General features: G+C 70.3%; 12 protein-coding genes. 7 read left to right on the top strand and 5 right to left on the bottom strand.

All coding sequences use genetic code 11. The features are described 5' to 3' along the window. Positions 1-775: 775 nt before the first annotated feature. The gene (locus OOK31_RS24655; RefSeq protein WP_267089481.1) at positions 776-1,357 is read right to left on the bottom strand and encodes a TMEM165/GDT1 family protein; all 582 of its coding nucleotides are present in this window, start codon (positions 1,355-1,357) and stop codon (positions 776-778) included. Positions 1,358-1,869: 512 nt separating this feature from the next. Here OOK31_RS24655 and OOK31_RS24660 point away from each other — a divergent pair. The 4 genes from OOK31_RS24660 to OOK31_RS24675 all read left to right on the top strand — a co-directional run bounded on the left by OOK31_RS24660 (position 1,870) and on the right by OOK31_RS24675 (position 6,015). Further along, positions 1,870-2,544: an HNH endonuclease family protein gene (locus OOK31_RS24660; RefSeq protein ID WP_267089482.1), complete on the top strand. Its 675-nt coding sequence runs from the start codon at positions 1,870-1,872 to the stop codon at positions 2,542-2,544. A gap of 140 nt (positions 2,545-2,684) precedes the next feature. Beyond that, entirely contained in the window at positions 2,685-4,358 is a 1,674-nt protein-coding gene (locus OOK31_RS24665; RefSeq protein WP_267089483.1) for an alkaline phosphatase D family protein, read from the top strand. A gap of 110 nt (positions 4,359-4,468) precedes the next feature. Continuing rightward, positions 4,469-5,080: a DedA family protein gene (locus OOK31_RS24670; protein ID WP_267089484.1), complete on the top strand. Its 612-nt coding sequence runs from the start codon at positions 4,469-4,471 to the stop codon at positions 5,078-5,080. A gap of 440 nt (positions 5,081-5,520) precedes the next feature. Further along, on the top strand, positions 5,521-6,015 hold the full coding sequence (locus OOK31_RS24675; protein WP_267089485.1) for a hypothetical protein: 495 nt from the start codon (positions 5,521-5,523) through the stop codon (positions 6,013-6,015). A gap of 102 nt (positions 6,016-6,117) precedes the next feature. On the opposite strand, the gene OOK31_RS24680 is transcribed toward OOK31_RS24675, so the two are convergent. Both OOK31_RS24680 and OOK31_RS24685 read right to left on the bottom strand, forming a co-directional pair. Beyond that, positions 6,118-6,345, bottom strand: a complete 228-nt coding sequence (locus OOK31_RS24680) for a DUF2277 domain-containing protein (protein ID WP_267089486.1) — start codon at positions 6,343-6,345, stop codon at positions 6,118-6,120. A 7-nt stretch (positions 6,346-6,352) separates the two neighbouring features. Further along, positions 6,353-6,994, bottom strand: coding sequence for a hypothetical protein (locus OOK31_RS24685; RefSeq protein ID WP_267089487.1), 642 nt, complete (start codon positions 6,992-6,994; stop codon positions 6,353-6,355). Positions 6,995-7,655: 661 nt separating this feature from the next. On the opposite strand from OOK31_RS24685, the gene OOK31_RS39425 reads away from it, so the two are divergent. Then, complete coding sequence (locus OOK31_RS39425) at positions 7,656-8,015, top strand: hypothetical protein (protein ID WP_323188249.1); 360 nt, start codon at positions 7,656-7,658, stop codon at positions 8,013-8,015. Positions 8,016-8,305: 290 nt separating this feature from the next. Here the strand turns inward: OOK31_RS39425 and OOK31_RS24695 are convergent, their stop codons facing one another. Further along, complete coding sequence (locus OOK31_RS24695) at positions 8,306-9,355, bottom strand: aldo/keto reductase (protein ID WP_267089489.1); 1,050 nt, start codon at positions 9,353-9,355, stop codon at positions 8,306-8,308. Between the two features lie 90 nt (positions 9,356-9,445). On the opposite strand from OOK31_RS24695, the gene OOK31_RS24700 reads away from it, so the two are divergent. After that, positions 9,446-9,943 (top strand): MerR family transcriptional regulator, encoded by a 498-nt coding sequence (locus tag OOK31_RS24700; RefSeq protein WP_267089490.1) that lies wholly within the window; start codon positions 9,446-9,448, stop codon positions 9,941-9,943. A gap of 258 nt (positions 9,944-10,201) precedes the next feature. Here the strand turns inward: OOK31_RS24700 and OOK31_RS24705 are convergent, their stop codons facing one another. Further along, entirely contained in the window at positions 10,202-10,492 is a 291-nt protein-coding gene (locus OOK31_RS24705; RefSeq protein ID WP_267089491.1) for a hypothetical protein, read from the bottom strand. 140 nt (positions 10,493-10,632) lie between these two features. On the opposite strand from OOK31_RS24705, the gene OOK31_RS24710 reads away from it, so the two are divergent. Beyond that, positions 10,633-11,421: a DUF262 domain-containing protein gene (locus tag OOK31_RS24710; RefSeq protein ID WP_267089492.1), complete on the top strand. Its 789-nt coding sequence runs from the start codon at positions 10,633-10,635 to the stop codon at positions 11,419-11,421. The last annotated feature ends 1,696 nt before the right edge of the window (positions 11,422-13,117 follow it).

Genomic DNA, 13,117 nt, shown 5'->3' on the forward strand with positions numbered 1-13,117 from the left:
TCCGACGCGGTGGGCCACGGCTGAGGCCTCCACAGGACCGGGCGAGCGGCCGGACCGCCCAAGCCATCCCTTCCTGATCCCGCCCGGCCCGCGCCGCCCGCCACCGCACCTCACCACGCTGGCTGAGCACGCGAGTACACGCCGATACTCCCCCTCGCCCCTGCGGGCCTGGGAAGACCCCACGGCACCGAACCACGGGGCCTGCCCGGCAAGATCCGAAGAGACCACCCCGGGCACCAGGCGATCCCTCACCACGGCACGGTCCACCGCCCGCACCGGCATTCCGAGCCGCCCGGGCACGCACCCGCAAGGCAGACGGCGTCACCGAACCCGCACCGCCCCGGGCGAACCACCCGGAGCTCCCCCACCAACGCGGGACACCGGCCCCGGTCAGCCACCCGCCTCCGCGCCTTCCGGAACCCGGAAGCCCCGTAGCCGGACCCGGCCCTCACGGACGGGCTGCCCACCGCCCCGAACCGTCCGGCACCGAGGAGCGGATCGGAACGGATGAGCCCCGGGCCAAGACAGCACCGCCAAGCAACGCCCAAGCCCCTGCCCCGGAACCCACCGGCACCCACCCTCAGGCCCGCGGCCCCGAAGACTCAGGGCAGCCCCGGAGACCCGGAGACCCGGGGCCGCACGCCGCAGGCCGCAGGCCGCACTCCGCAGGCCAGCCAGCCCCAGACCGCAGCCCCGCAAACCCAGGGCCCGGGGCCGACTACGGCCCCGGCCCCGGCCCCGCAAGGAACCCCACCGCCCCAAAAAAAGGGGCGGCTCACCCCGCAATCGCCTCGTAGAGCGAGAACGCGGCCAGCGCCGCCATGACCCCCGCAGCGATCTTCGTGATGAGCCGCAGCGGCACGTACTTCATCAGCGTGCGCCCGCCCAGGATGCCGATGCCCGCGACCGCCCACAGCGCGAGCACCGCGCCCAGGCCGACGGAGACGGGGTTGTCGTAGCGCGCGGCGAGGTTCGCCGTCATGATCTGCGTCAGGTCACCGAACTCGGCCACCAGGATGAGCATGAAGCCGGCCCCCGACACCTTCCAGAAGGACTGGTCGGCGGGCGCCTTGACCTCCTCGTCCTCGTCGTTCTTCTTCAGGAGCAGCATGGCCGCGCCCGCGAGGAAGAGGACGCCGACGACCGCCTGGACCAGCCGGTGCGGCAGCAGCGTGAGCACGCTGCCCGCGGCGATGGCGAGCGCGACGTGCACGGCGAAGGCAGCGGCGACGCCCGCGAAGACGTAGGAGGCGCGGTAGCGGGTGCCGAGCATGAGACCGGCGAGGGCGGTCTTGTCGGGGAGTTCGGCGAGGAAGACGACGCCGAAGGCGATCGCCAGGACGCTGAAGCTGAACACGGGGTGGAACCTCGATCGGTCGGGCAGGACGCCAGCGGTACCGAGAGACCTGGGGTGTTTCAGGGGTCGCTTCGGCTCGGCGGCGCCCTGGGGTGTGGAAACGCGCGACGCGTTGCGCGCGTCACGCGGACAGGACACTGCGGCCGAAGGTCTCGCTGGCCGACCGCTGACGCGGCCTGCCTCCGGGCGCCGGCTGGTGTGACCCAGCAGTATGTCGACGGTCCGGCGAAGAGCTACTCCCCTTCTGCTCCGTCCAGGGTACGTGACGACGTCCGCCCCCTGAAGCCGCCCGGAATGTGAGCTTGGCCCCAGCCTGCCCCGCCGTCTCACCCACCCCCACCCACGGAATCTCAACTTCCGCTTGAACCGGGGGACTTGGCCACCTTGATGTGACGTGCCCATGTCGGCAACCTGTCACCTGGCGCCCGTCCCCGCGACACCTGGCGCCGCCACCATGGCCGCGCCCCGCCGGGGCGGAACGGCCACCACCCCCCGCATCCAGGGAGCCCCTCATGCCCCTCATATCCCTCCGCACGCCCGCCGTCTACGCGCGTCGCATCAGCCGGGCGGGCGTCCTCGCCTCCGCCGTCGCGCTGGCCTCCCTCACCTCGCTCGTGAACGCCCCCGCCGCGCTGGCCTCCCCGCCCACCCCCATCAGCGCCGCCGCGGCCCGCTCCTACCTGGCCACGGTCACACCGGCCGCCGAGGGCTCCCTCAGCGGCTACAGCCGCAGCCTGTTCCCGCACTGGAGCACCGTCTCCGGCACCTGCAACACCCGCGAGACCGTCCTCAAGCGGGACGGCGTGAACGTCGTCACGGACTCCGCCTGCGCCTCCGTCAGCGGAAGCTGGTACTCCGAGTACGACGGTGCCACCTGGACGGTCGCGTCCGACATCGACATCGACCACATGGTCCCGCTCGCCGAGGCCTGGCGCTCGGGCGCCAGCTCCTGGACCACGGCGCAGCGCCAGCAGTTCGCGAACGACCTCACGCGACCGCAGCTCATCGCCGTCACCGACAACGTCAACCAGGCCAAGGGCGACCTCGACCCCGGCAAGTGGCTGCCGCCGCGGACCGACTACCGCTGTACGTACGCCCGCATGTGGGTCCAGGTGAAGCAGTACTGGGGCCTGAGCATGGACTCCGGCGAGAAGACGGCCCTGGTGAACCTCCTCAACGGCTGCTGACCCCGGCCGGCCGCCCCTTCCCCTCCCTCCCCTGGCCTCCCCCTCCGGGCTTTCACCCCCGCTCTCCCCCGCCAGGGGGAGGCCAGGCTCCCCCTCCACCCCGTACCGTGATCGAAAGGCTGTTGAGGAGGGGGAGTTGGATGGCCGGACTGCGTCTTGGACCGCTGCTGCGCTACGTCGACTGGGACACCGGCGGTTCCGCCACCATATGGGTGGAGGCGGACCGCCCGTGCACGGCCGAGGTGCGGTGCGCCGACGGGTCCGGGGGCAGCGCCCGCACCTTCCAGATCACCGGCCACCACTACGCGCTGATACCGGTCACGGGCCTGACGCCGGGCACCACCACGGCCTACGAGGTACGGCTCGACGGCGTCCTCGTGTGGCCCGCGGCCGACGGCGGCTTCCCGCCGAGCACGATCACCACCCCGGCGGTGGGCGGCGGCCCCGGGCGGCCGGCGCCCGGGCTGCGGGTCACGTTCGGGTCCTGCCGGCAGGCCGCGCCGCCCGCCGGCAGGCGCGGGCCGCACGGCGCCGACGCCCTCGACACGCTCGCCGCGCGGCTCGCCTCCGACCCGGAAGCGGTCCGGCCGGACGTCCTGCTCCTGCTCGGCGACCAGGTCTACGCCGACCAGCTGTCCCGGGAGACCAGGCAGTGGCTCGCGGCCCGCAGGGACCTGCGGGAGGCACCGGGCGCGCAGGTCGCGGACTACGAGGAGTACACCCGGCTCTACTACGAGTCCTGGCTCGACCCCGAGATCCGCTGGCTGCTGTCGACCGTGCCGAGCCTGCACATGTTCGACGACCACGACGTCATAGACGACTGGAACACGAGCGCGGCGTGGCTGGCGGAGATGCGGGCGACACCGTGGTGGCAGGAGCGGGTGCTCAGCGGGCTCATGTCGTACTGGGTCCACCAGCACCTGGGCAACCTCTCCCCCGCCGAACTCGAGGCGGACGAACTGTACGGGGCGGTCCGCGCCACCCCGGACGGTACGGACACGCTGCGCGCCTTCGCGGCCACCGCCGACGCCGATCCCGGCTCGGTCCGCTGGAGTTACCGGCGGGACTTCGGCCGGTACCGGCTGCTGATGGTGGACACCCGGGCGGCGCGGGTACTCGCCGAGGACGGCCGCGCCATGCTCGACCCGGCCGAGCAGCTCTGGCTCCGGGAGAACGCGCTGACCGGGCACGGCGGTTACGACCACCTGCTGATCGGCTCCTCCCTGCCGTGGCTGATGCCGCCGCTGATCCATGACGCCGAGGTGTGGAATGCCGCGCTGTGCCGGGGCGAGCGCGGGCCGCGCTGGGCGCGGATCGGGGAGGACCTGCGGCGGCGCAGCGATCTGGAGCACTGGGCGGCGTTCCCGCCGTCGTTCGCGGCGCTGAGCGACCTGATCGAGGAGGTGGGGACGGGCCCGAGGGCCCCCGCGACGGTGTGCGTCCTCTCCGGGGACGTCCATCACGCGTACGTGGCCGAGCCCCGAATACCCAGCACGGCCCGGGTGTTCCAGCTGACCTGTTCCCCGGTCCACAACTCCATCCACACGGCGGTGAAGTGGGGGTTCCGGCTGGGCTGGTCGCGGCTGGGCCGCTGGCTGGGGCGCGGCTTCTCGCGGCACGGGCGGACCGGCCGGCCACCGCTGAGCTGGCGGCGTACGGGCGGCCCGTGGTTCGGCAACCAGCTGATGACGCTGGCGCTGGCGGGCCGCGGCGCCCGGCTGCGGCTGGACCAGGCGCGCGGAGGCTCGGGGCGGGCCCGGCTGGTGACGGTCCTGGACCGGGAGCTCACCGGGGCGGAACAGGGCGGCCGATAGCGCGGGGCCGGGGCTCCGGGGCGGCGGCGCCGGGCGTACGCTGTATGGCTGTCAAGCCGCCCCTGCCGCTCCCCGCGACGACGCGGCGCTTCGGACTGGGGAGTCCCGCCTTGCTTGAGACTCTGGGGTCGCTGACCGCGAGCCCCTGGATCTACGTCGTGGTGGCGGTGTCGGTCGTGCTCGACGTGTTCCTGCCGGTGCTGCCGAGCGGGATCCTGGTGATCACCGCCGCCGCCACGGCGGCGGCCGCGGGTGGGCCCGCGCAGGTACCGGACACCATGGCGCTGCTGGTGGTCGCCGCGACCTCCTCGGTCCTGGGCGACATGGCGGCGTACCGGCTGGCCCGGCGCGGCGGGGCCCGGCTGGACCGTGCCATCGCCCGCTCGCGCCGTCTGACCCGGGCCCACGAACGCCTGGGCACGGCCCTGGCACGCGGCGGCGGCGCCCTGGTCGTGATCGCCCGCTTCGCCCCGGCGGGCCGCTCGGTGGTGTCGCTGGGCGCGGGCCGGACCCAGCGCAAGGTGATGGAGTTCCTGCCCTGGTCGGTCCTGGCCGGGATCACCTGGGCGAGCTACAGCGTGGCGCTGGGCTACTTCGGCACCCAGTGGCTGGGCACGACCTGGCTGGGCAGCGCGGTCTCCCTCATCGCCCTCTTCGCGGCGGGCTCCCTGGCGGCCTTCCTCATCCGCCGCCCGCCCCCCGCCACCTCCCCGGCCACCTGACCCACACCCCTGCACTGCCGCCCGCGCTCCCTCGCCCCTCCCCCGTCGCGAGCCCACCCCGACCACGGCTGAACGGCGCCCGCAGCACTCCCACGCCTGCCCCGCCCACGCGGCGCACGTTCCGCTCCTCCGGCACCGAAGCCCCGCGCGGCCCGTCCCCTTCCCCGCCCCACGGTTGAGCCGTCCCACACCGCGCCCGCTCGTCCGCCCCGTCCGTCCCGTGCCGCGCCTGCCCCCACCACCCGCGCCAGGCACATCCGCGTGACGGTCCCGCCCTGCTCCGCGTAGCCCGGGTGGGGCAGTGGGGTCACCCGTTCACCCGGCACCGATCGCCGGGTCCCGGCAGGGCTTCTAGCGTCCAGAGCACGGCGTGTCACCGAACCCGCGTCACATCCGTGCCCTGGCCGCGCCGTTCCGAGCGAGCCCGAGGAGTTCTCTCCATGCCCCCCACGCGCTACCGGCACCGCCTGACCGGCATCGCGGCCGCGACACTCGCCGTCGCGGCCGTCACCCCCGTCACACTCGCCTCCGCCGCCCCCTCCGCCACCGTCTCCCCCGGCACCGTCGCCCCCGGCGGCCGGGTCAGCCTCAACGTCGATGGCTGCGGCACCAGGACCGGCCGGGCCTCCTCCCGCGCCTTCGGCGACGTCTCCCTGACCCCGGGCAATCAGGAGGCGACCAACCTCTTCGGCGCCGCCACCGTCTACCGCGACGCCCCCACCGGCGCCCACCCCGTCACCTTCGAGTGCGGCGGCGCCGGCGGGCGACGGGTCACCGTCACCCTCCAGGTCACGCCCGGCGCCGCCCGCGGCGGCCTCGGCGGCAGCGTCGACTCGATGAGCCCGGTCCAGATCGCCGTGGGCGGCGCACTCGCGGCCGGCGCACTCGGCACCGGCGCCTGGCTGCTGCGCCGCCGCACTACAGCCACCCGCTGACCCCTGGCCCCCGCCACCACGAGGCTGGTTCCACGGACCCGACACCCTCGGAGGAACCAGCCACGGACCAGAGCGGGCGCCGGCGACACCGCCGGGCACCCGTCAGACGGCGGGAACCCGTCGCCCCCGCACCTCGACCCCGTCGAGCAGCAGCCGCGTCGCCTCCGCGACGGCCTCGACGGCGGCCTCGAACACCTCCTGGTTGTGCGCGGCGGGCGCCCGGAACCCGGACACCTTCCGTACGTACTGGAGCGCGGCCGCGTGGATCTCCTCATCCGTGGCCTTCTCGGGGATGGCGGGCGGGCGCAGGGTCTTAATAGAACGGCACATACCCCTACTATGGCGCGGCCGGGGGCAGCTCGGCCCCTGCCAGTTTCATGATCAAAGCGGCTTGCAGCCGCCCCCTCAGCGCCGGATCGGCGACCTCCTCCAGCAGCCCGATCGCCTGCTGCGTACTCTCGGCGGCCCGCCGGTCCTCGCGCAGGGCGGCGGTCTGGGCGGCCATGTGCCGCAGGGCGATGTCGGCCCGGCGGTGGAAGAGCTGCCCGACCAGCGTGACGACCAGCCCGACGGCGCTGGTCACGACCCCGATGTACACGTCGCCGGCGCTCTCGGCCTTCCAGACGGCGAGCCCGACCCCGAAGAGCAGCACGGCCGCACCGGCCCCGGCGAAGCGCTGACTGGTGGCGAAGCTGCTGCGCGCCTGCGTCAGCCCGTAGGCGTAGTACTCGACGAGGAGCGGGGTGAACTCGTCCCGCCGGTCACCCAGTTCGGACACCCCGCCCTGCCGCGCCCCGGCGTCCACGAGCCTCGGTTCCCCCTCACCCGAGCCCCCGCCCCCGACCCCGACCGCCTCGCGCAACCGCGCCCTCGCCGCATCCAGCTGCCGCTCGAACCGCCCGCCCCGCAGCCGCTCCACGACCCCCAGCCCCACACCCGCCGCCCCGGCCCCGATCCCCCACACCCACTCCGCGTCCATCCCCACCACCCCCGCGAGAGGATCCCCGCCCCCACCCCCGGGAAACCCGGCCGCTGATGCGGCCCCGCGGGCCGGAACCTAGACTGACGAAGACCCGAAATGTCCGGGACAAGGGAGTCGCACCATGGCCAAGCGAGGAAACAAGCGCCGCGCCCGCAAGAAGAAGAACGCCAACCACGGCAAGCGCCCCAACGCCTGATCCCCACCCCGAAGCCCCCCGACCACGCCCGGTCGGGGGCCTTCGCACTGGCGGGCGCGGACGGCCCCGAACCGCCGACCTCCGCTTCGCAAGCTCGCTGCCCGTGCGCGGCCTGTGCACCTGTGCCCTCTTGCTGCCCTCTTTCACCTTCCACCCGGCGCCCTCACCGTGGGCAGGATCAGCTCGCGTTCTCACAACGCAGGGGGAGGGCCACACAGAGTGACTTCAGTGACGCCTTGGGCCATGGAGACCTTCGGAGCCGTGGCAAGCCGGCTGGCCAAGACCATCCCGGCCTGCCTCGTGGAAGCCCACGCCAGGGCTCGCCACGCTCATGAGCAAGTCCGCACACAGACCAAAGAAGCGTACGGCCATGGTCTCCACGCGGCACAGTACGAGACGCTGGCCGCCGGCCTGGCACCACTCGACGGCTCATCCTCCCTACGCGTACAGGGCAGGACGGTGATGGTCACCGGCACCCACGCCGTCCTGCCGATTCTCTACGCGAAGAGGGATGTCCCGGTCACCGCCGCGCGCCTCGCCAAGGCCTACGGCCCCCGCGCGGACCTGATCCGGCGCCACGGCCCGGAGCCGATGCAACTGAAGTTCGACCTCGGCCTGGAGGAGCTCGACGAGCAGCACATCCATCCGGACGTAGCCCTCCTCCCACCAGAACTGCGGCTGGTCATCGTGGCGTACGCCTGCTCGGTCGAACAGGGCGTGATGCGGGTCGAATGGGGCTCGGCAGAACTGCGTGACGACCGCTACCTCGTCTGGCACCACCACGAACCGCTCCTCCCGCCGGCCAGGCCACGCGTCGCCTAATCCCTCTGGCCAGATCACCCACAACTGACGCCCCGCCGCGCCGACCTGTGACTGAGTCACCGACCAGCGCGCTGACCAGCGGCTGAGCCGCCAGCGGTTGTCAGCGTGGGCCACCACTGAGCGCCCTCCGCCGGCCCCACCACGGCCCCGGATGGCGCACTCCTTCCAAGCGCCGTGCGCAACGCCGCAGCGGCGCATCCAGGGCGGACGGCCCGGCTGCCCCGCTGACCGTCCGGGTGTTCACGCATACGCCGAGGATCGGTTCCCGGCAGGAGGGGCAGTCGTCGGCCTCACGCCGCCGCGCGTTCGGCGAGTGGGCGGCGCCGCAAGGTGGTCTCGGTCAGGGAGCGCGGGGGCAGGGACGCGACGGGGTTGTACAGGTTCGTCCCGGGCGGCACGATTTCGTCGATCCGGTCGAGGGTCGCGTCGTCCAGGGTGAGCGCGGCGCCCTTGAGCAGGCCCTCCAGCTGCCGCATGGTCCGCGGTCCGATGATCGCCGAAGTGACGGCGGGGTGGGCCACGGTGAAGGCCACGGCGAGCTGGGGGAGGGTGCAGCCGATGCTTGTCGCGAGTTCGACGAGCTGTTCCACGGCGTCGAGCTTGGCGGCGTTCTCGGCGATCGCGGGATCGAAGAAAGCCGGCCGGAGCGCGGCACGGCCGGTTTCCAGGTCGATGGGCCGGTCCTTGCGGTGCTTGCCGGTGAGGAATCCGAAGGCGAGGGGGCTCCAGACGAGTACCCCCATTCCGTAGCGCTCGCAGACGGGCAGGAGCGAGGCCTCGATCCCGCGCGCGAGTATCGAGTAGGGCGGCTGGTCGGTGCGGAAGCGCCCGAGGCCGCGACGCTCGGAGACGTGGTGCGCCTCGACGATCTCCTCGGCCTGGTAGTTCGAGCAGCCGAAGGCGCGGATCTTCCCCGCGCTCACGAGGTCGCTGAGCACCGAGAGCGTCTCCTCGATGTCGGTGGAGTGGTCGGGGAAGTGGACCTGGTAGAGGTCGATCCAGTCGGTGTCCAGGCGCCTGAGGCTGTCCTCGACCGCCTTGAGGATCCAACGCCGCGAGTTGCCACCGCGGTTGCGGCCCTCCCCCATCGAGAAGTGCACCTTGGTGGCGAGCACGACGTCGTCACGGCGCCCCCGTAGCGCCTTTCCCACGATTTCCTCGGACTCGCCCTGTCCGTACATGTCGGCGGTGTCGACGAAGTTGATTCCCTGGTCGAGGGCGGCGTGGATGATGCGGGCACAGTCGTCGTGGTCGGGGTTGCAGCCGGCCTGGAACATCATGGTCCCGAGGCAGTGGACGCTGACCTCGATACCGGTTTTGCCGAGAGTTCTGTAACGCATGGTGATGCCCCTTAACAGCTCGAGTCGGTCGCACGAGGGACCCTAGGATCTAGACCCGGCTCTAGATCAACCCCCGTTACCCTGGCCGGCATGGCTGAGATCACCACAAGTCTGAGCATCGGACAGGTCGCCGAACGCACCGGCTTGAGCGTTCACGCGCTGCGCTTCTACGAGCGTGAGGGCCTCTTCGTCAATCCCGTGCGACGCGGGCCCGGCGGGCGCCGCGTCTACGGCCAGGACGACGTCGACTGGCTGACCGTCTGCATCATTCTCCGCGCCTCAGGCATGCCCCTGCCCGCGCTCAGCCGATACGCCGACCTCGTCAGAGAAGGCGCCGGCAACGAGGAGGAACGGCTCACGCTCATGCGCGAGCACCAGGGGCACGTCGCCACCCAGATCTCCAGGCTCACGGAGTCCCTGGACCTGATCCGGTTCAAGGTCGCGGTGTACGAGGACATCGTCGACCAAGGCGGCGCCACCACCCGTCAATGTCACGCCCCATCCCCCTCGGCCGACGAAGAACTCACGCCGAGCCGTCGCCACGAAGCAGCGATCGTGTCCGAGGACGCCGGTCTCCGGGTGCCCTGACCGCTCCGCGTCGGTGTCGGTCGTGGACGCAAAAGACCCCCGGCCAACAACGGCCGGGGGTCATTTCACTGGTGGGCGCGGACGGTTTCGAACCGCCGACATCTGCTTTGTAAGCTCGCCCGGACACTCGTCCTGCCCTGAGTTCCCACGGCCAGCCGCCCCCTGGGGAGACGCAGACGACTACTGCTATCCGCCATCGTTGATGTCAGCCGTGGATGTCAGCTCCACCCCCAGCTGCACTACGACCGCCGGCCGCCCTCACCCCTCGTCGCACCGCTCCAAAACCAAGCCGAGGGACCCGTCCTCCAGCCCGTTGCTGTCTTCGAGGTGCAGATGACTCCCATCGGGAACACCCTCCGCGGCAAGCACCAGCAGATGCCCAGCAAGCGTCCTGAGACCTGCGGCGTTCGCCTCGATCACGACCTCTCCCCCCATGCCCCGCACCTCGATCCGCGCGTCCGCCTCCCAAGTGAAGACTTGCGCGACACCATCGGTCACGGCCGTAACCCGGGTGCTCTCGACAAGGGCCCTGCTGGATTCGGAGGTCATGCAGGCCATCATGCCGCGCGGCCCTCACGCCTTTGGCGTCTGGTTGCTGGCTGCAACGGGTACCCCAACTAGGCGGAGCCGACGCACTATACCGGCTGGTGAGCACGCTCATGTGACATCATCGACCTCGCGTTGGAACCGTGGCCAGCCAGCGCGAGAAGACACAACTGGGGAGGCAGCAAGCCATGTCGAGCGACGCCATCATGATCACGCCCGACGAACGGGACGCTGCCGAAAAACAGATCTCAGATCAAACGAAGCGCATCGACTTCTACATCACCGAATACTCGGTTGAGATCTTGGCTAACAAGATGAAGAGTGGCGAGTACATCGTCCCCACTTATCAGCGCGAGTTCACGTGGGAACACGAACGCAAGTCAAAGTTCATCGAATCCCTCATCATGGGACTCCCAATCCCATTCATCTTCTTCTGGGAGATGGAGGACGGGAAGCTTGAGATCGTAGATGGCTCCCAGCGATTGCGAACCCTTGAAGAGTTCCTCCTCAAGGGATACCGACTGGGTGAGCTGGATCAGCTATCCAACGTCTCATATTTCACTTTTGACGATCTCCCCGAATCCCGTCAGCGCAAAATTCGCAACAGATCGATTCGCGGCATCGTCTTGAATGAACATGCCGACGAAGCGGCTCGGCTCGACATGTTCGAGAGAATCAACACGGGCAGCAAGAATGCGAACACCGCAGAAATCCGACGAGGCGCACTAGCCGGCCCGTTTATGAACCTGGTCATAGAGCTCGCAGCGGACGAGCGCTTCGCACGACTCGCCCCGATGAGCGTCAAGAGCAAGGATGAGCGGGGTTACGAAGAACTCGTAACACGATTTTTCGCTTATGGCGATGGTCTAAATAAATACAGGGACCGTCCCTCTGACTTCATCTTCGACTACGTCAAGCAAGAGCACTACTAGGAATCATTTCCCACACTTTCTGCCTGCCTGCCACGGAAAAATGACACGCACTGGGGCCGCGGCTTCATCCGGCAGTCTTTCTTGGATGGGTTGTGTGGTGTGTGGGCGGGAGCGCGCGCGCGCGCGCGCCCCCCCCCGCCTGCCGCTGCCCCCCCCTGTGTGTGTGTGTGTGTGTGTGGTCTGTGTGTGCGGGCCTCCCCTGCGTGTGGCGGGGGCGGGCGTGTGCTAAGCACGCAGTGTGTGTGTGTGTGTGTCCTCTAGGAGTGTTTGTGGAAAGAGACTGTGTGTGTTTCCTTGCTACCCACGGTGTCCCACGGTGATGGCACTGCTGCCCCCACCGGTCCCCTACTGTGATGAGAGAGCGACAATAACTTCTGCAGTGCTGCTGGCTACCCACCACATGCACCCCCCAACTTTTTTATTTTCCATATATGTGCGCGCGCGCGCGCGCGCGCGCGCCCCCTGTCTCTCCCCCCCACACGCGCGCGCGCGCGCGCGCGCGCGCGCGCGCGCGCGCGCGCGGGGAGAGAGAGCGCGCGCGCGCCCCCGTGTGTGTGTGTGTGTGTGTGTGTGTGTGTGTGTGTGTCTGTGTGTGTGTGTGTGTGTGTGTGAGAGAGAGAGAGAGAGAGAGAGAGAGAGAGAGAGAGAGAGAGAGAGAGAGAGAGAGAGAGAGAGAGAGAGAGAGAGAGAGAGAGAGAGAGAGAGAGAAAATAGGGTGTGTGTGTGTGTGTGTGTGTGTGTGTGTGTGTGTGTGTGTGTGTGTGTGTGTGTGTGTGTGTGTGTGTGTGTGTGTGTGTGTGTGTGTGTGTGTGTGTGTGGGGGGGGGGTGCGCGCGCCCGCCCCCCCCCCCCCCCCACACACACACACACACACACACACACACACACACACACACACACACACACACGCGCGCGCGCGCGCGCGCGCGCGCGCGCGCGCGCGCGCGCGCGTGTGTGTGTGTGTGCGCGCGCGCGCGCGCGTGTGTGCGTGCGCGCGCGTGCGTGTGCTGGGCGGGGCGGGGGGGGGGGGGGGGGGGGGGGGGGGGGGGGGGGGGGGGCGGGGGGGGGGCCCCCCCCCCCCCCCGCGCGCGCGCGCGCGCGCGCACGGGCGCGCTGTGTGTGTGTGTGTGTCGTGTGTGTGTGTGCGCCGCGCGCGCGTGACGCGCCGCGTGTGGGGGGGGCGGGCGCGCGCGCGCGCGCGCGCGCGCGCGCGCGCGCGCGCAGGGGGGGGGGGGGGCGCGCGCGCTGCCTGCTAGAAAACTGCGGCGGCGCGCGCGCTGCTGCGACAAGCGCGCGCGCGTCGCGCGCTGCGGGGGGGGGGGGGCCGCGTGCGGGGGGTGTGTGTGTGTGTGCTGGCGGGGGGGAAAGAATGTGTGTGTGGCAGTGACGATGTGAGAGTGTGAAAAAAAAAAAAAAAAAAAAAAAAAAAAAAAAAAAAAAAAAACCACCCACACCCCCCCCACACATTAATATAATGCATATTCTCCCTTGTTGCCATGAAACTGATGCAAGGCCAACACCTACACTTACACACCAAGGACACTTACCGTACACACCTGGACACGGTGATCCCAACACACACGACACCACCACCACCACACACACACACACGTTGGTGAGAGAGGGGGGGGGGGGGGGAGGCAGTGTGTGTGTTTGTGCATGGCAAAAAAGAGAGCTGTCTCTCCCCAGCACACATG

Origin of the sequence: Streptomyces sp. NBC_00249 (genome assembly GCF_026342355.1) — a bacterium.
Taxonomy (GTDB): domain Bacteria; phylum Actinomycetota; class Actinomycetes; order Streptomycetales; family Streptomycetaceae; genus Streptomyces.

Coding starts and splice junctions, on each gene's coding strand:
- OOK31_RS24675 (WP_267089485.1), top strand. CDS start 5,521: ATGCCCCCCACGCGCTACCGGCACCGCCTGACCGGCATCGCGGCCGCG.
- OOK31_RS39425 (WP_323188249.1), top strand. CDS start 7,656: ATGGTCACCGGCACCCACGCCGTCCTGCCGATTCTCTACGCGAAGAGG.
- OOK31_RS24705 (WP_267089491.1), bottom strand. CDS start 10,492: ATGACCTCCGAATCCAGCAGGGCCCTTGTCGAGAGCACCCGGGTTACG.
- OOK31_RS24700 (WP_267089490.1), top strand. CDS start 9,446: ATGGCTGAGATCACCACAAGTCTGAGCATCGGACAGGTCGCCGAACGC.
- OOK31_RS24680 (WP_267089486.1), bottom strand. CDS start 6,345: ATGTGCCGTTCTATTAAGACCCTGCGCCCGCCCGCCATCCCCGAGAAG.
- OOK31_RS24660 (WP_267089482.1), top strand. CDS start 1,870: ATGCCCCTCATATCCCTCCGCACGCCCGCCGTCTACGCGCGTCGCATC.
- OOK31_RS24695 (WP_267089489.1), bottom strand. CDS start 9,355: ATGCGTTACAGAACTCTCGGCAAAACCGGTATCGAGGTCAGCGTCCAC.
- OOK31_RS24665 (WP_267089483.1), top strand. CDS start 2,685: ATGGCCGGACTGCGTCTTGGACCGCTGCTGCGCTACGTCGACTGGGAC.
- OOK31_RS24685 (WP_267089487.1), bottom strand. CDS start 6,994: ATGGACGCGGAGTGGGTGTGGGGGATCGGGGCCGGGGCGGCGGGTGTG.